At 32.7% G+C, this 15,391-nt stretch carries 12 protein-coding genes and 1 tRNA gene; 11 read left to right on the top strand and 2 right to left on the bottom strand.

Going from position 1 to position 15,391, the window contains the following annotated elements; genetic code table 11:
* Nucleotides 1-11: 11 nt before the first annotated feature.
* Nucleotides 12-527 (bottom strand): 30S ribosomal protein S16, encoded by a 516-nt coding sequence (locus ABD690_RS01590; RefSeq protein WP_344726355.1) that lies wholly within the window; start codon nucleotides 525-527, stop codon nucleotides 12-14.
* A 160-nt stretch (nucleotides 528-687) separates the two neighbouring features.
* On the opposite strand from ABD690_RS01590, the gene ABD690_RS01585 reads away from it, so the two are divergent.
* From ABD690_RS01585 to ABD690_RS01545, 9 genes are all read left to right on the top strand, one after another.
* On the top strand, nucleotides 688-1,698 hold the full coding sequence (locus tag ABD690_RS01585; RefSeq protein WP_344726353.1) for a DUF6252 domain-containing protein: 1,011 nt from the start codon (nucleotides 688-690) through the stop codon (nucleotides 1,696-1,698).
* Nucleotides 1,699-1,883: 185 nt separating this feature from the next.
* Nucleotides 1,884-2,333: a ferritin-like domain-containing protein gene (locus ABD690_RS01580; protein WP_344726350.1), complete on the top strand. Its 450-nt coding sequence runs from the start codon at nucleotides 1,884-1,886 to the stop codon at nucleotides 2,331-2,333.
* Between the two features lie 135 nt (nucleotides 2,334-2,468).
* Nucleotides 2,469-6,857 (top strand): DNA polymerase III subunit alpha, encoded by a 4,389-nt coding sequence (gene dnaE, locus ABD690_RS01575; protein WP_344726348.1) that lies wholly within the window; start codon nucleotides 2,469-2,471, stop codon nucleotides 6,855-6,857.
* Between the two features lie 260 nt (nucleotides 6,858-7,117).
* Nucleotides 7,118-7,435: a thioredoxin gene (gene trxA / locus ABD690_RS01570; protein WP_103050957.1), complete on the top strand. Its 318-nt coding sequence runs from the start codon at nucleotides 7,118-7,120 to the stop codon at nucleotides 7,433-7,435.
* Between the two features lie 66 nt (nucleotides 7,436-7,501).
* A complete protein-coding gene (locus ABD690_RS01565; protein WP_344726346.1) occupies nucleotides 7,502-8,431 on the top strand; it encodes a DUF58 domain-containing protein in 930 nt (309 codons plus the stop codon).
* Between the two features lie 81 nt (nucleotides 8,432-8,512).
* A tRNA-Asp gene (locus ABD690_RS01560) sits at nucleotides 8,513-8,586 on the top strand.
* A 566-nt stretch (nucleotides 8,587-9,152) separates the two neighbouring features.
* A complete protein-coding gene (locus ABD690_RS01555; RefSeq protein WP_344726344.1) occupies nucleotides 9,153-9,332 on the top strand; it encodes a hypothetical protein in 180 nt (59 codons plus the stop codon).
* Nucleotides 9,333-9,475: 143 nt separating this feature from the next.
* Nucleotides 9,476-11,485: a tetratricopeptide repeat-containing sensor histidine kinase gene (locus ABD690_RS01550; RefSeq protein ID WP_344726342.1), complete on the top strand. Its 2,010-nt coding sequence runs from the start codon at nucleotides 9,476-9,478 to the stop codon at nucleotides 11,483-11,485.
* A 16-nt stretch (nucleotides 11,486-11,501) separates the two neighbouring features.
* Complete coding sequence (locus ABD690_RS01545) at nucleotides 11,502-12,176, top strand: response regulator (protein ID WP_344726340.1); 675 nt, start codon at nucleotides 11,502-11,504, stop codon at nucleotides 12,174-12,176.
* A 252-nt stretch (nucleotides 12,177-12,428) separates the two neighbouring features.
* On the opposite strand, the gene ABD690_RS01540 is transcribed toward ABD690_RS01545, so the two are convergent.
* Nucleotides 12,429-12,938: a DUF456 domain-containing protein gene (locus ABD690_RS01540; protein WP_344726338.1), complete on the bottom strand. Its 510-nt coding sequence runs from the start codon at nucleotides 12,936-12,938 to the stop codon at nucleotides 12,429-12,431.
* 144 nt (nucleotides 12,939-13,082) lie between these two features.
* Between ABD690_RS01540 and ABD690_RS01535 the strand changes: the two genes are divergently transcribed.
* A complete protein-coding gene (locus ABD690_RS01535) occupies nucleotides 13,083-13,448 on the top strand; it encodes a BlaI/MecI/CopY family transcriptional regulator (RefSeq protein ID WP_344726336.1) in 366 nt (121 codons plus the stop codon).
* Nucleotides 13,445-15,310, top strand: a complete 1,866-nt coding sequence (locus ABD690_RS01530; RefSeq protein ID WP_344726334.1) for a M56 family metallopeptidase — start codon at nucleotides 13,445-13,447, stop codon at nucleotides 15,308-15,310. The genes ABD690_RS01535 and ABD690_RS01530 overlap by 4 nt, the downstream gene beginning before the upstream one ends.
* Nucleotides 15,311-15,391 lie beyond the last annotated feature (81 nt).

Here is a 15,391-nt window from a genome sequence, read left to right as displayed (position 1 = left end):
AAAATATTTTTTTACTCTTCTTCGTTTGAAGCTTCAACTTCAGTTTCAGGAGCATCTTCAGTAGCTGTTTCTTCTACAACTGGTGCGTTTGCAGCAATTCTAGCTTCGTTTACAGCTTTTTCAGCTTCAAGAGCTTTAGCTTTAGCATCTGCTTCAGCTTTAGATAATCCGTCTTTTTTAGCATCAATCTTACCAGTTTTTTCTTCTAACCAAGCGTTGAATTTAGCTTCAGCTTGCTCTTCAGTTAAAGCTCCTTTTCTTACACCACCAGCAAGGTGATTTTTAAGTAAAGCGCCTTTGTAAGATAAAATAGCTCTGGCAGTATCAGTTGGTTGTGCACCATTCTGTAGCCATGTTACAGCTCCGTCTACATCTAATTCAATAGTAGCAGGATTTGTGTTAGGGTTGTAAGTACCTAATTTTTCTAGGTATTTACCATCTCTTTTTGATCGTGCATCAGCTGCAACAATCCAGTAGTAAGGTTTTCCTTTTTTACCGTGTCTTTGTAATCTAATTTTTACTGGCATAAATAATTAATTAGTGAGGTTCTCGACCTCTGTTATTAATGAGGGTGCAAAGATACTATATTTTTTTAATTTCCAATTAATTATATAAAATGAATATGTTTATTTTTTTTATTCTATTTTTGAGTCCTTTAAATCACTAAAAATAATTCAAAATTATACTATGAAAAAACTATGTGTTTTTATTGTTGCTTTGCTTACTATAGTTGGTTGTGGTGACGAAATAGAGTTTAATACGCCTGCTTTACAAGGAAAGAAAGATGGAAATTTATGGAAAGCTGTTTACTATGAAGCAAACCTAAATGATGATGGTGATATTGAAATTTCAGGAGGTGATAATTACGAAACTGTAAAACTGGTAATCCCTTCGCCAGCCATAGGGAACTACGAGTTAGGAGAAAGTCAACCAAGCGAAGCTATTTTTGTTGATATTCAAGATATAGAATACTCTACTAAAAATGTTCCAGATGGCGATAATCATGTTTATCCGGCTGATGGGTTAATCATTGTAACTAGATATAATGTTTTGTCAAACACTATTTCTGGAGAGTTCAGGTTTAACGCATATTCTGCTTCAGGAAGACATACGGTAAACATGAGTGAAGGCGTATTTTTTGATATTCCTTTGCCATTCTCTGCAGCCGAAGTTTTTGCTTGTGATGATGCAGTTGCTGCTGTTGAGGTTGCTAGAACAAACTATGAAGCTGTAGGAACTTATCATAATGATTACCCTGAATTATGTACAGCTTATGTAAATGCGTTAATACAACAACAAAATGCGTGTGTTGATTCTACAGGAATGATCCAAGATCTTATTGATAGTCTGTATTGTGGTGATGATGATAATGATGGAATTTTATCAATAAATGAAGACATTGATGGAGACGGAGACCCAACAAATGACGATACAGATGCTGATGGAACTCCAGATTATTTAGATACTGACGATGATGGAGATAGTATTTTAACGCAATACGAAGATTTAGATATAGACGGAGACTTTTTAAATGATGATACCGATGCAGACGGTATTCCAAATTATTTAGATAATGATGATGATAATGATACTATATTAACTATAAGTGAAAACCCAGATCCAAATGGTGATGGTAATCCAGATGATGCAGAAGATTCTAACGCAAACGGAACTCCAGATTATTTAGATTCACTATAGAAAAATCTTAAAAACATTAACAAACGCAGCTCAAAAGGCTGCGTTTTTTGTTAAGGATTCTTAAAGTTTTTGAGATTATAAGCTTAAAACTTGACATGACTTCATATTTCTTGTATACTAAAAATAGCAGATGTGAAACAATACGCATCTATAAAGAATTTATTGAAATTTAAATGTCAAAGAAAATGAAGTATTCAGAAGAAATTTCAAACAAATTAAACAACTTATTAGTGAAAAATTATGACGCTGAAAAGGGTTATACTAACGCTATGAAAAATGTAGAAAATCCAAACCTTAAAATGTTTTTCAAACGAAGAGCAACAGAACGTAGTCAGTTTGCAAAAGAACTACGAACAGAGATTTTGCAGTACGGCGAATTACCAGAAGAATCAGGTAGTTTAAAAGGTGCAGCTCATAGAGGTTGGATGAATTTAAAATCGACATTCACAACAAATGACGAAGAAGCTATTCTAGAGGAAGCAATTCGTGGAGAAAAAACAAGTCTAGATGAATATAAAGATGTTTTGAAAGACAGAACGCTTCCGCCAAGTATTGATGCGGTTTTAGTTAAGCATAAAAACGCCATACAATCGGCAATTAATACAGAAAAAGTTCAAGAAGAGCTCGTGTCCTAAATTATTAAACTAAAAAAAATTAAACGCAACCTAATAGGTTGCGTTTTTTGTTTACAACTGTTTATAACTTTCGGTCAAAAAACTAATAATTATTCTTAATTTTAACCTTCTTATTTTTCAAGATAAAACCATTTTATGTACTTAATTTTTGATACCGAAACAACCGGATTACCAAAGCGTTGGGATGCGCCTATTAGCGATACCGATAACTGGCCAAGAGCTATTCAAATTGCTTGGCAGTTGCATGATGCGCTTGGTAATTGTATTGAGCATCAAGATTATTTAATAAAGCCTGAAGGATTTAATATCCCTTATGATGCCGAGAAAATTCACGGTATTTCTACCGAATTAGCAGAGGAACAAGGTGTGTCTTTATCTGAAGTTCTTGAGAAGTTTAATGAAGCATTAAACAAAACCACGTTTATAGTTGGTCAAAATGTTGGCTTTGATGTCAATATTATGGGGGCCGAATTTTACAGAGGCGATGTTGCTAATAAATTGCAAGAACTACCAGTGCTAGATACTTGTACCGAGCATACAGCGCAACTTTGCCAAATTCCCGGTGGTCGTGGTGGTAAATTTAAGTTACCAACCTTAACCGAGTTGCACGAATTTCTATTCAATAAACCTTTTGCTGAAGCGCATAATGCAACAGCCGATGTTGAAGCAACAACACGTTGCTTTTTTGAATTAATTCGTCGTGAAGAATACACTGTTGAGCAATTAGACGTTCAGCCAGATTATTTTCAGAAATTCTCTGAAGCTAATCCGCAGGAAATTCAACTTATCGGATTAAAGCACATCAACTTAAAACGCGAAAGTGCTAAAATTCGTGAGCGTCTTCAAAAACAGCAAACCAGTACCATTTCAACCGAGGAAATAAAACAAAATATTTCCGATTTAGCAGAAGTTGATTTTGTACACCTTCATAACCACTCGCAATTCTCAATATTGCAGTCTACAATGAGTATTCCTGATTTAGTTTCGGCTGCTGCAACGCACAATATGCCTGCGGTTGCGCTAACAGATCATGGAAATATGATGGGTGCCTTTCATTTTATAAATGCGGTAAACAATCAAAATAAAAATATTGAGGCTGCTATAAAAGCTGCCGAAGAAAAAGGAGAAACAACAGATAAAAAACTTATTAAACCCATTGTAGGTTGTGAGTTTTTTGTTTGTGAAGATCATACTGATAAGTCCAGAAAAGACAATGGTTATCAGATTGTGCTTTTGGCAAAAAATAAAAATGGGTATCATAATTTAGCAAAACTGTCTTCGCATGCCTTTGTAGATGGGTTTTATTATGTGCCTCGTATTGACAAAAAACTTATTGAACAATACAAAGAAGACATCATTGTTTTAACTGGAAACTTGTATGGGGAAGTTCCAAGCAAGGTGTTGAATATTGGTGAAAACCAAGCTGAAGAAGCCCTGATTTGGTGGAAAGAACTGTTTGGAGACGATTTGTATGTTGAGATTATGCGTCATAATCAAGAAGACGAAAATCGTGTAAATGATACATTGGTGAAGTTAGCAAGAAAGCATGATGTTAAGCTGGTTGCAACGAACAATACCTATTATCAAAATCAAGAAGATGCCAATGCGCATGATATTTTATTATGCGTAAAAGATGGTGAAAAACAAGCCACACCAATAGGTCGTGGACGTGGTTATCGCTATGGATTACCAAACCAAGAATATTACTTTAAGTCTTCTGATGAAATGAAGGCACTTTTTAAGGATTTACCTGATGCGATTTCAAATACGCAAGATATTCTTGATAAAATTGAAGCTTTTCAGTTAGCTCGTGATGTACTGTTACCAGCGTTTGATATTCCTGATGAATTTAAGCATGAAGAAGATTTAGTTGATGGTGGAAAACGAGGAGAAAATGCCTATTTACGACATCTGGTTTACGAAGGCGCTAAAAAGCGTTATGGAGACCCACTATCTGAAGAAGTTACAGAGCGTCTAGACTTTGAGTTAAGCGTTATTGAAAACACAGGTTATCCTGGATATTTCTTGATTGTAGAAGATTTCATTCGCGAAGCTAGAAATATGGATGTATCGGTAGGTCCAGGACGTGGTTCAGCTGCAGGATCGGTAGCTGCTTACTGTTTGTGGATTACCAATATAGACCCAATGAAGTACGACTTACTTTTTGAGCGTTTCTTAAATCCTGATCGTATTAGTATGCCTGATATTGATATTGATTTTGATGACGAAGGCCGAAGTCGTGTTATGGACTATGTAATTAAAAAATATGGTGCTAATCAAGTGGCGCAAATTATTACGTACGGAACCATGGCTGCCAAATCTTCTATTCGTGATACAGCTCGTGTGTTAGATTTACCACTATTTGATGCTGATAGAATTGCCAAATTAATCCCGAATATGTCTAAACTAAATAAGATATTTGGTTTAGATGAAAAAGCATTAGCAGGTAAGTTTAGATCGGAAGAATTAGAGAAAGTTAATCAGCTTTTAAATATTTCTGAAGGCTCCGATTTAGAGGCAGAAACCGTAAACACTGCGCGTGCACTTGAAGGTTCTGTAAGAAACACAGGGATTCATGCTTGTGGTGTGATTATTACACCAGATGATATTACCAAATTCGTTCCGGTGTCTGTAGCAAAAGATTCCGATTTGTATGTCACCCAGTTTGATAACTCGGTTGTAGAATCGGCAGGGCTTCTTAAAATGGATTTCTTGGGATTAAAAACCTTAACCCTAATTAAGGATACAGTTAAGATTGTAAAAGCAAAGCATGGTATTGAGCTAGATCCTGAAAGTTTTCCGTTAGATGATGAAGAAACCTATGCATTATTCCAACGTGGTGAAACGGTTGGCGTGTTCCAATACGAATCTCCTGGGATGCAAAAACACCTTCGCGATTTAAAGCCAACGGTGTTTGAAGATTTAATTGCGATGAACGCCTTGTATCGTCCAGGCCCAATGGAATATATCCCAAGTTTCGTTCGTAGAAAGCATGGTGACGAAGAGATTGAATATGATTTACCTGCCATGGAAGAATACCTTAAGGAAACCTATGGTATTACCGTTTATCAAGAGCAGGTAATGTTGTTATCGCAAAAACTTGCAGATTTTACCAAGGGTGAAGCCGATATGCTTCGTAAAGCCATGGGTAAAAAGCAAATTGCGGTACTAGATAAAATGAAACCGAAATTTATTGAGCAAGCTAGCGCAAATGGTCATGATCCTAAAGTACTTGAAAAAGTTTGGAAAGATTGGGAAGCCTTTGCAAGTTATGCTTTTAATAAATCGCACTCAACATGTTATGCGTGGATAGCTTATCAAACAGCCTATTTAAAAGCGCATTATCCTGCTGAATATATGGCTGCGGTACTTTCAAATAACATGAATGATATTAAATCGGTTACCTTTTTTATGGAGGAATGTAAGCGAATGAAATTGAATGTACTTGGACCAGATATTAACGAAAGTTATTACAAGTTTTCGGTAAACCAAGACAATGCGGTGCGTTTTGGTATGGGAGCCATAAAAGGGGTTGGTCATGGAGCTGTAATGACTATTGTTGAAAACCGAAAAAAAGATGGTCATTATAAATCTATTTTTGATTTTGCTAAACGTATAGATTTACGTGCTGCCAATAAAAAAGCTTTTGAAAACCTAGCGCTTGCTGGTGGTTTTGATTGTTTTAAATCGACGCATCGTGCGCAATATTTTCATGATGAGGGAGATGGTATTACCTTTTTAGAAAAAGCCATAAAATATGGTGCAAAGCATCAAGAAAATGAAAACTCTGCACAAGTAAGTTTGTTTGGAGAAGCAAGTGATGTGCAAATAGCTGAACCACAAGTGCCACCTTGTGAAGAATGGGGAACCATGGAAAAATTGGCAAGAGAGAAAGAAGTCGTTGGTATCTATATTTCAGGGCATCCTTTGGACGACTTTAAAGTTGAAATGAAAACGTTTTGTAATGCCAACTTATCATTACTAAACGATTTAGAAACCTATGTAAATAGAGAGTTGACATTTGGAGGCGTAGTAACCGATGTGCAACATCGTGTAAGTAAACAGGGTAAAGGTTGGGCGTTATTTACTGTTGAGGATTATGATGCCAGTTATGAGTTTCGAATTTTTGGTGAAGAATATTTGAAATTTAGGCATTTCTTTGTTGTGAATTCGTTTGTGTACATTAAACTTTTTGTAAGAGAAGGTTGGGTGAATAAAAACACTGGGATAAAAGGAGATCCAAGAATACAGTTTAATAGTTTTCAATTGTTACATGATGTTATGGATACTTATGCCAGAAAGCTGTCTATTCAACTTCATATTAATGACCTGAAAGAAAAGCGAATAGCTATTTTAAAAGAATTGATTCAAGAACATGCTGGAGAAAAACAGTTGGATTTTGTTGTCTATGATAATGAAGAAAAGATAAAGCTAAATATGCATAGCCGAAAACAAAAAGTAAAGATTTCTCAAGAGTTGCTTAATCATTTAGAACAACACGATTTGTATTACAAGTTGAATTGATAGTTATATTTACGTAAAAAGGATTGAACGGTATGTTTGAGTTCATTAAAGAGAGCGAATAGTGAAATATTTATAATCATGAATTCCGAATAGAATAAAAACACAAGAGTAAAGCTTGGTTTATACGCTCAATATAAGAGGTTAATAACCTGAAACAATGCGTATATAAACAAAACAAATTGTCATGCTGTAAGTTTTGGCAAATTTTTTGACTAATATTGCATATAAAATTGAAGTAAAACACATTTAAATAAAAGATTATGGCATTAGAAATAACAGATGCAACGTTTGAAGAAACTGTATTAAAAAGTGATAAACCAGTAATGGTTGATTTTTGGGCTGCTTGGTGTGGACCATGTAGAATGGTTGGACCAATTATTGATGAAATTAGTAACGAATATGAAGGTAAAGCTGTTGTAGGTAAGGTAGATGTTGATGCTAACCAAGAGTTTGCTGCAAAATATGGAGTGCGTAATATACCAACTGTTTTAGTATTTCAAAACGGAGAAGTAGTAGGACGTCAAGTAGGTGTAGCTCAAAAAAGCGCATATACTGAAGCGATTGATTCGCTTTTATAAAATACTTTCTAAAAGAAAAGATAAAAGGTTTGCTTTAACGGCAAACCTTTTTTAGTTTAGAGCTTGATGAATTTACAACAAGAACTTAATAAAACAGGAGCTTTTAAAAATCTGGAGCTACTAGCAAAACAAGTCGTCGAGGGTTTTATTGCGGGCATGCATAAAAGTCCGTTTCATGGCTTTTCGGCAGAGTTTGCCGAGCATAAAATCTATAACCAAGGAGAAAGTACCAAGCATATAGACTGGAAACTGTATGCGAAATCAGATAAGCTTTTTAGAAAACGCTTTGATGAAGAGACTAACCTTCGTTGTCACTTAATTGTTGACAATAGCAGCTCAATGCACTATCCTGAAATGTCTAATTTTTCAGTAAATAGTTTAAATAAAATTGCGTTTTCAGCTTTGGCATCAGCATCATTAATGCATATGCTAAAGAGACAAAGAGATGCTGTGGGTTTAAGTATTTATAGTGATGCTTATGATTACTACGCACCTGAAAAGGGAAGTGAGCGTCATCATCAAATGTTGTTACATCAATTAAGCAACACGGTAATTTCAAGGCCTGTAAACAGACTTACAGAAACCTATACGTATTTACATCAAATAGCAGAGAAAATTCATAGAAGGTCTCTTATTTTCTTTTTTACTGACATGTTTCAAACAACATCTAAAGAAAAAGAACTGTTTGAAGCTTTACGTCATTTAAAACACAATAAACATGAAGTTGTGCTTTTTCATGTTTTTGATAGCGAGAAAGAGCAGAATTTTGAATTTGACAATACACCAAAACGTTTTATTGATGTAGAAACAGGAGATTATATTAATGTTTATGCTGATACAATAAAAGACCAATATAAAGAGGCTGTAACAGCATATTTTGAAGCTTTACGTTTAAAATGCGGACAATATCAAATAAAATATGTAGAAGCAGATTTAAGAAAAGGATTTGATAATGTGTTGACAACGTATATGATAGAGCGAAAAAAGTTTGTTTAGGTAAAAAAAATAAAAAAAAAGTTCAAAAAATATTTGAGATATTGAAAAAGGCTCTTATATTTGCATCCGCAATAGAGCAACGGTCTGGTAGTTCAGTTGGTTAGAATGTCGCCCTGTCACGGCGAAGGTCGCGGGTTCGAGTCCCGTCCAGACCGCAAATATTGCTTAAGCTCCACAAAGTTGGAGCTTTTTTTGGCAATAAAATTTAGTTGTGTTGTTTGGCAGATGTTAAAGTCTGTCAATGGTTTAAGTAGTTAAACCAATGGAAAGCTTTCCTTTTCTCTTTATTGAGAATAGGGATGCTTTTTTGTTTTAAAGCCCTTTTTTTTAAACACTTTTTTCAGTATGCTGAATAAGCAATAGTTTTATTTGTAAGAAAAAACCTCAAAAAAAACATTTCACCGAAGAAATTTGCTTTTAATCTATTTTTATAGTATATTTAATATAGCAAATAATATTTTTACGCTCCTTAAAAAATAAATCCCTAATTAATCAATTTGTTTTTTAAGACTATTAATTAATCCACAATGCAAGGCACGAGTTTGTCTTGATTCCCTCATAGTTTTTTATTGTTATGTAATGTGCGTATGTGCATGTTATATAAAGCTGTTAATCCATTCCTCCCTCAATCATGGTTTTGAATTTTTCATAACCACAAGTCACGAATATTTTATTTTTTAAATAATTAATAACTATTGTATAACTAAACTTTTTTAATAGCATGAAAACTCTAAAAATTACTTTATTAGCAATCGTATTTGGTGTAACTTTAACTGGACTTAAGTCTAATAACGATGATTTCTCTGAAAAAGATAAAGCATCTAAAACTACAAAAGTAGATTATAACTTCGCAGTTAAAAGACACGTGAAAAAAGGCCAGACAGTTCCTACTCAAGGATAATAATTAATACCTTAAATAAATTTTTAAACCCTTTTTTATAAAGGGTTTACGTGTTGTATATATTTTCGGTTTATTTTATATTGAGCAAAAGACGCACTTTTCATAAAATATTATAAATTTGGTTGGTATACAATAATTCTACATTGATAAAAAACATATTATTCATACTGTCATTTTCATTAGCAACTGCGCTTTATTCTCAAAATCAGATTTATGACAGCATTTATCATTATAGAGCATTAGCAAAAGACACCAATTTAGATTTAGATGAGCGTATTTTGTTTGCCAAAAAAGCAATTGCTTTTTCAAATAGAAGTAAAAAAGATTCCACACTTTTAACAAGCAAGCGATTATTATCTACACTATACTTGTACAAGCGTGATGTTAACGAGCTGTATGATTTAAACCATGAAAATTTAAAACTAGCAAACTCGTTAAACGATTCATTAGCAGTTGCAAACGTGAGCAATGTTTTGGGTTGGGTTCATTCGGTTAGAAAAGAGATTGATAGTTCCTACTATTACTACTATAAAGCGTCAAAGTTTTTTAAAGGTGTAAATCAAGTGCAGAATGAGGCTGTGGCATTATTTAACATGGCAGATATTCAGTTTAATGAACGTGATTATATAGGTTGCGAAAAAAACGCTATAGAATCTATTAAGCTTTTTAAAACGCTAGATCAAAATGAAAACACACTAGATTACCTTTGGGCATTAAATAATCTTATAGCTATTGCCTCTGATGAGTTAGAGCTTTATGATAAAGCAATTGAATACCACAATAAGGCTTTATCTTATAGTAACAGAATATCAGATAATTACTTATACACATTATACTCTAATAGTAATATTGCATTAATTTATAAAGAGCTAAAACAGTATGATAAAGTTTTAGATATCTATGATAAGCTTTTTGAAAAAAAAGAATTACTAAAGCAAGAACCTAATAACTATGCCTTGATTTTAGGAGACTATGCCTACTCAAAACATTTATCAGGGAAGTATAATAACAAAGAAATAAAGCAAATGCTTACTGAAGCCAATAAAGTAAGTGATAGTGTGCAAGACCCATTTAGCATTATGTCTGTGTCACTAAATGCGGCTAATTTTTATACCAATATAAATAAAAAAGACTCTGCGTTAATATATGCAAATCAGGCCTATAAAACAGCTGTTGAAACAAAAACCAATGATGTTATATTACGGTCTTTAATGTTAAAATCAAAAATAGAAGACCCAAGCAAGGCAAAAGATTATTTATATGACTATGTTAAGTTAAGAGACAGCTTACAAACAAAAGAGCGAGCCATTAGAAATAAATTTGCAAGAATTGAATTTGAAACAGATCAAATAGAACAAGAAAACTTACAAATCTCAAGAGAGCGAATGTGGCTTATGATTATATCATCAATACTTGTTATTACGATAATTCTTGTTTATATCATTATATCTCAACGAGCAAAAAATAAAGAACTTAAGTTTATTCAAGAACAGCAAGAAACAAATGAAGAGATATACAACCTTATGCTGTCTCAACACGATAAAATAGAAGAAGCTAGAGCGGCTGAAAAAAGACGAATCTCTGAAGAACTTCACGATGGAATTTTAGGTAGGCTTTTTGGTACACGATTAAGCCTGGATAGTTTAAATTTTAACACACAACCAGAAGCTATTCAATCAAGAAGTACCTATATCAATGAGCTTAAAAATATAGAACATGATATCCGTAAAGTGTCCCATGATTTAAACACCGATTTCATATCAGGATCAGGATATTTAGATATTATAAAAACCATGGTTGAAACACAAACAAAAGCCTATGGTTTAAAGTATGCAATAAGCAATAAAGATGATATTCAATGGGATGATGTTTCAAATAAAACAAAAATTCACATATATAGAATCATTCAAGAAGCACTTCAAAACATCTATAAACACGCCAATGCTTCAGATGTGAAAATTAGTTTTAAACTTAAAAATAATGTAATTTGCTTAACCATAAAGGATAACGGTTCAGGTTTTGATGTAGATAAAGCCAAAAAAGGTATTGGTTTAAAGAACATGAATTCAAGGGTTAAGGAAATTCAAGGAAAGTTGATTGTTAAATCAGAAAAAGATTTAGGATCTAAAATAATTATTAAAGCCCCAATCTAAAAAAACAGAATAAACAATGTCAGAGAACATTCGAATATTAATGACTGATGATCACCCTCTAATTACAGAAGGATACCAAAACATATTATTAGCAACAAAAAAAGAACATCAAAACTTAATAATTGATGTAGCAAGCAATTGCGACGAATCCTTAAAATATATGAACCAGGCTGAAGCCTTAAAAAGGCCTTATAATGTATTTTTTATGGATATCAGCTTACCAGCTTCTTCAGATGGTAAGTTTAACTCTGGAGAAGACCTTGCTGTATATGCAAGAAAACTGTTTCCAGAAGCTAAAATAGTGATATTAACTATGTTTAATGAACCTTACCGTATACATCATATCATTAAAAATATCGCTCCAGAAGGCTTTTTAATAAAAAGTGATTTAACATCAAGCGAGTTGGCAAGTGCATTTCAAGCTGTATTGAGTAATCCGCCATTTTATAGTGGTAGCGTTAATAGTTTTATAAGAAAAGCAATTTCAGACGATATAGTTCTTGATGAGATAAACAGAAAAATACTTTATCTACTATCGCAAGGTATAAAAACAAAAAATTTAAAAGAACATATAGATTTATCAATGAGTGCTATAGAAAAGAGAAAAAAACACTTAAAAACGCTTTTTAATGTAGAAGATGGCAATGATGAAAATCTTTTAACCGAAGCGCGAAATAATGGGTTTATATAATCAAGCTGAAAAAAATGTTAAAATTACAGTTTTTATAATTTTTATTATCTCTTGAATGTGTTGCTATCACTCAATTTTACGGTTTTTCCGTAACAAGTCTACGGAAAAACCGTAAATAAAAATGAAGCATATACTTTATATTTGACCATCAACGATAATTAATTAATCCCTCAAAAGAAATTTGTTGATAATAGCATTTACACTAACCTCGTGGTTTTCAGTTTTATTTGAAAACCATGAGGTTTCTTCTTTTTATAGCGTAAATATGGCGCTTTTGTGTTCCCAAGCAGTCATTATAAAAAAGCCAAAGTAAACTAAAGCGACAATAAACTTTAAAAACGTACCGGTTAAAAAACCTAAAAAAGATCCAAAAGCAGCTTTTACAGCAGTTTTAGAGTCGGCTTTATTGATAAGTTCTCCAACAAAGGCGCCAATAAATGGCCAAATAATAATCCCGAAAACACCAAAAATAGGGAAGAATATAGCAATAATTAACCCTATGGTGGTTCCCCAAACGCCTTTTTTACTACCGCCAAATTTCTTGGTTCCCATAGCAGGTATCACATAATCTAGAGCAAAAACAATTAAAGCGATAGCTAGTGTAATACCCAAAAACCACCAGTTGTTATCAACGGCATTTGTAAGGTATAATAAAAGTAGTCCAATCCAGCTCATAGGAGGTCCTGGCAATACAGGAAGAAAGCTTCCTAATATGCCAATAATCATAAAAAGAAAGCCAATACACGTTAGTAAGATATCCATTGTTTTTTTATTTGTATGTCGAAGATACATAAAGAAAGTTACATTTTTTAACTAAAAAATTAGTTCAAACTAAATATTTAGTTATATTTGTATTCAACTAATTTTTTAGTTTTTAAAGAATAATACATTTTGAAGCAACATAAAATGAAGCAACTTACAAAAGCAGAAGAAGAGATAATGCAAATACTTTGGCAACTAGAAAATGCTAATGTTAAACAAATAATACAAGAGTTACCAGAGCCAAAACCTGCATACAACACGGTGTCTACAATAGTGAGAATATTAGAGAGTAAAGGATTTGTTGATTATGAAAAACAAGGAAAAGGTCACAGGTATTTTCCGTTAGTAAAAAAAACAGACTATAGTAATCAAAGTATAAATTCTTTAGTAGACAACTACTTTCAAGGCTCATTTAAGAGTATGGTTTCGTTTTTTATGAAGAAAAACGACATTGGTTTAAACGAGTTAGAATCAGTACTTAAAGAAATAAATAAAACCGAGAAATCATGATACATTACATAATACAAACCATTGCTTTTCAGCTGGTTTTTTTAATAATTTATGATGTATTCTTGAAAAAGGAAACATTTTTTAACTGGAACAGAATCTATTTATTAAGTACAGCTTTACTGTCTCTTATTTTGCCGTTTGTAAAGGTTGATAGTTTTAAAAATGTTGTATCACAAAACTATATTGTGTCTTTTCCAAAACTGGCCTTTGAGACTCAAACACCCATTGTTCTAGATGAAGTGGTTTTACAAGGAGTCAATACATCTTATGATATGTTATGGTATATATCTGCAATTTTGATTTTAGGCTGTGCGTTGGCATTACTATATTTTTTGTATCGCATAATATCTATAGTAACCCTTATTTATAAAAATCCAAAAACAAAGCAAAAACATATTCGTATTGTTCAAATGTTGAATAGTTCTGCGGCATTTTCTTTTTTTAATTATGTGTTTTTAGGAGAAAAAATAGATGCTCAAAACAGAGAATCAATATTAAAGCATGAGTTGGTTCATATTAACCAAAAGCACACATTAGATTTACTTTTTTTTGAGCTGCTTCGTATTGTGTTTTGGTTTAACCCTTTTGTTTATATGTATCAAAATAGAACGTCTGACTTGCACGAATTTATTGCAGACTCTAAAGCGGTAAAACACAATAAAAAACAATATTATGAAAACTTGTTATCGCAGGTTTTCGATACCAAAGCGGTATCATTCATCAATCCATTTTTTAAACAATCATTAATCAAAAAACGAATTATTATGTTACAAAAATCAAAATCAAAACAGTACCAATTATTAAAGTACGCCTTGCTAATCCCAATGGTTTTAGGAATGTTAGTCTATTCTTCATGTTCCGATGAAAGCAATCACGTTAAAAAGCAAGACGAATTAAATTTAAGCCAATATTCATACTCATTAAAAAAAGGAGAAGAGTTAGTTGGTGCTAAAAAAGAGATTCATAACAATTATGAGGCATTCTTGAAAAATAATCCAGAATATGTGGCTTGGGCACAAATAAGTTCTGATGAAAGTGAAATAACATATAGTGTTCATTCTAAATTAGAAGAGATTCCAGAAGGATTAACTAGAACAGAAGTATCTTCTTCAAATGGTTCTTATTTGATGTATACTAATTTACATAATTCAAATAACGGCAGACCTGAATCAGGAGAATTATTAAACAAAATTGATGCTGTAAAAGAACAAATTGAAGTACAAGGAAACATATCAGATAAAGAGGAAAAAGGTATTGAGTTATTATTTGATATGCTAACTCTAGATGCTGAAAGCGTAAACCAAAAATTAATTGAGGATGTTCAAAACTTTAATAATGCAAAAAACAAAAGTGAGCTACATCAGCGTATTTCAGATTTGTTTTTAGCTGTTCAAGAGCAAGGTGATATGTCTGTTGAAGAAGAATTATCATTAAAAACGCTATTAACTTTAGTTTCTAAAGCAGGTTTAAATAGTAGCTTTTATGAAGAAGTAAAAGACCGAATCGAGATTCCATTTGCCATTATTGATAAAGTTCCTGAATTTCCAAATAGCAAGACTTTCGCTTCTCAAGAAGAAAGCAAAGTCTTTTTCAATAATAAACTTAACATGTTTGTCGGTCAAAACTTTAATACAGAGTTGGCGAATACCTTAAAATTATCTGGCGTTCAGAAAATTTCGGTTTTCTTTAAAATAGGCCATGATGGACAAATAAAAGATATAAAAGCAAGAGCGTCACACCCAGAATTAGAAGCCGAAGCCATTCGCGTAGTTAGTATGTTACCAACTATGGTTCCTGGAGAGCAAAACGGCAAACAAGTAACTGTGCCTTATTACCTGCCAATAAAATTTGAAGTGAAGTAATTGTTGATTATGCATAAGAACACATAAAAACCTGAAGCATATGCTTCAGGTTTTTATGTTTACAAACTGCTTAAATGCAGA

The organism is Corallibacter vietnamensis, from assembly GCF_039537875.1.
GTDB lineage: Bacteria > Bacteroidota > Bacteroidia > Flavobacteriales > Flavobacteriaceae > Corallibacter > Corallibacter vietnamensis.
This window is presented reverse-complemented; position numbering and strand designations above follow the sequence as displayed.

Bases quoted from the DNA above. Each gene is read 5' to 3' on its own strand.
- ABD690_RS01590 (WP_344726355.1), bottom strand. From the start codon at position 527: ATGCCAGTAAAAATTAGATTACAAAGACACGGTAAAAAAGGAAAACCT.
- ABD690_RS01585 (WP_344726353.1), top strand. From the start codon at position 688: ATGAAAAAACTATGTGTTTTTATTGTTGCTTTGCTTACTATAGTTGGT.
- ABD690_RS01580 (WP_344726350.1), top strand. From the start codon at position 1,884: ATGAAGTATTCAGAAGAAATTTCAAACAAATTAAACAACTTATTAGTG.
- dnaE (WP_344726348.1), top strand. From the start codon at position 2,469: ATGTACTTAATTTTTGATACCGAAACAACCGGATTACCAAAGCGTTGG.
- trxA (WP_103050957.1), top strand. From the start codon at position 7,118: ATGGCATTAGAAATAACAGATGCAACGTTTGAAGAAACTGTATTAAAA.
- ABD690_RS01565 (WP_344726346.1), top strand. From the start codon at position 7,502: ATGAATTTACAACAAGAACTTAATAAAACAGGAGCTTTTAAAAATCTG.
- ABD690_RS01555 (WP_344726344.1), top strand. From the start codon at position 9,153: ATGAAAACTCTAAAAATTACTTTATTAGCAATCGTATTTGGTGTAACT.
- ABD690_RS01545 (WP_344726340.1), top strand. From the start codon at position 11,502: ATGTCAGAGAACATTCGAATATTAATGACTGATGATCACCCTCTAATT.
- ABD690_RS01540 (WP_344726338.1), bottom strand. From the start codon at position 12,938: ATGGATATCTTACTAACGTGTATTGGCTTTCTTTTTATGATTATTGGC.
- ABD690_RS01535 (WP_344726336.1), top strand. From the start codon at position 13,083: ATGAAGCAACTTACAAAAGCAGAAGAAGAGATAATGCAAATACTTTGG.
- ABD690_RS01530 (WP_344726334.1), top strand. From the start codon at position 13,445: ATGATACATTACATAATACAAACCATTGCTTTTCAGCTGGTTTTTTTA.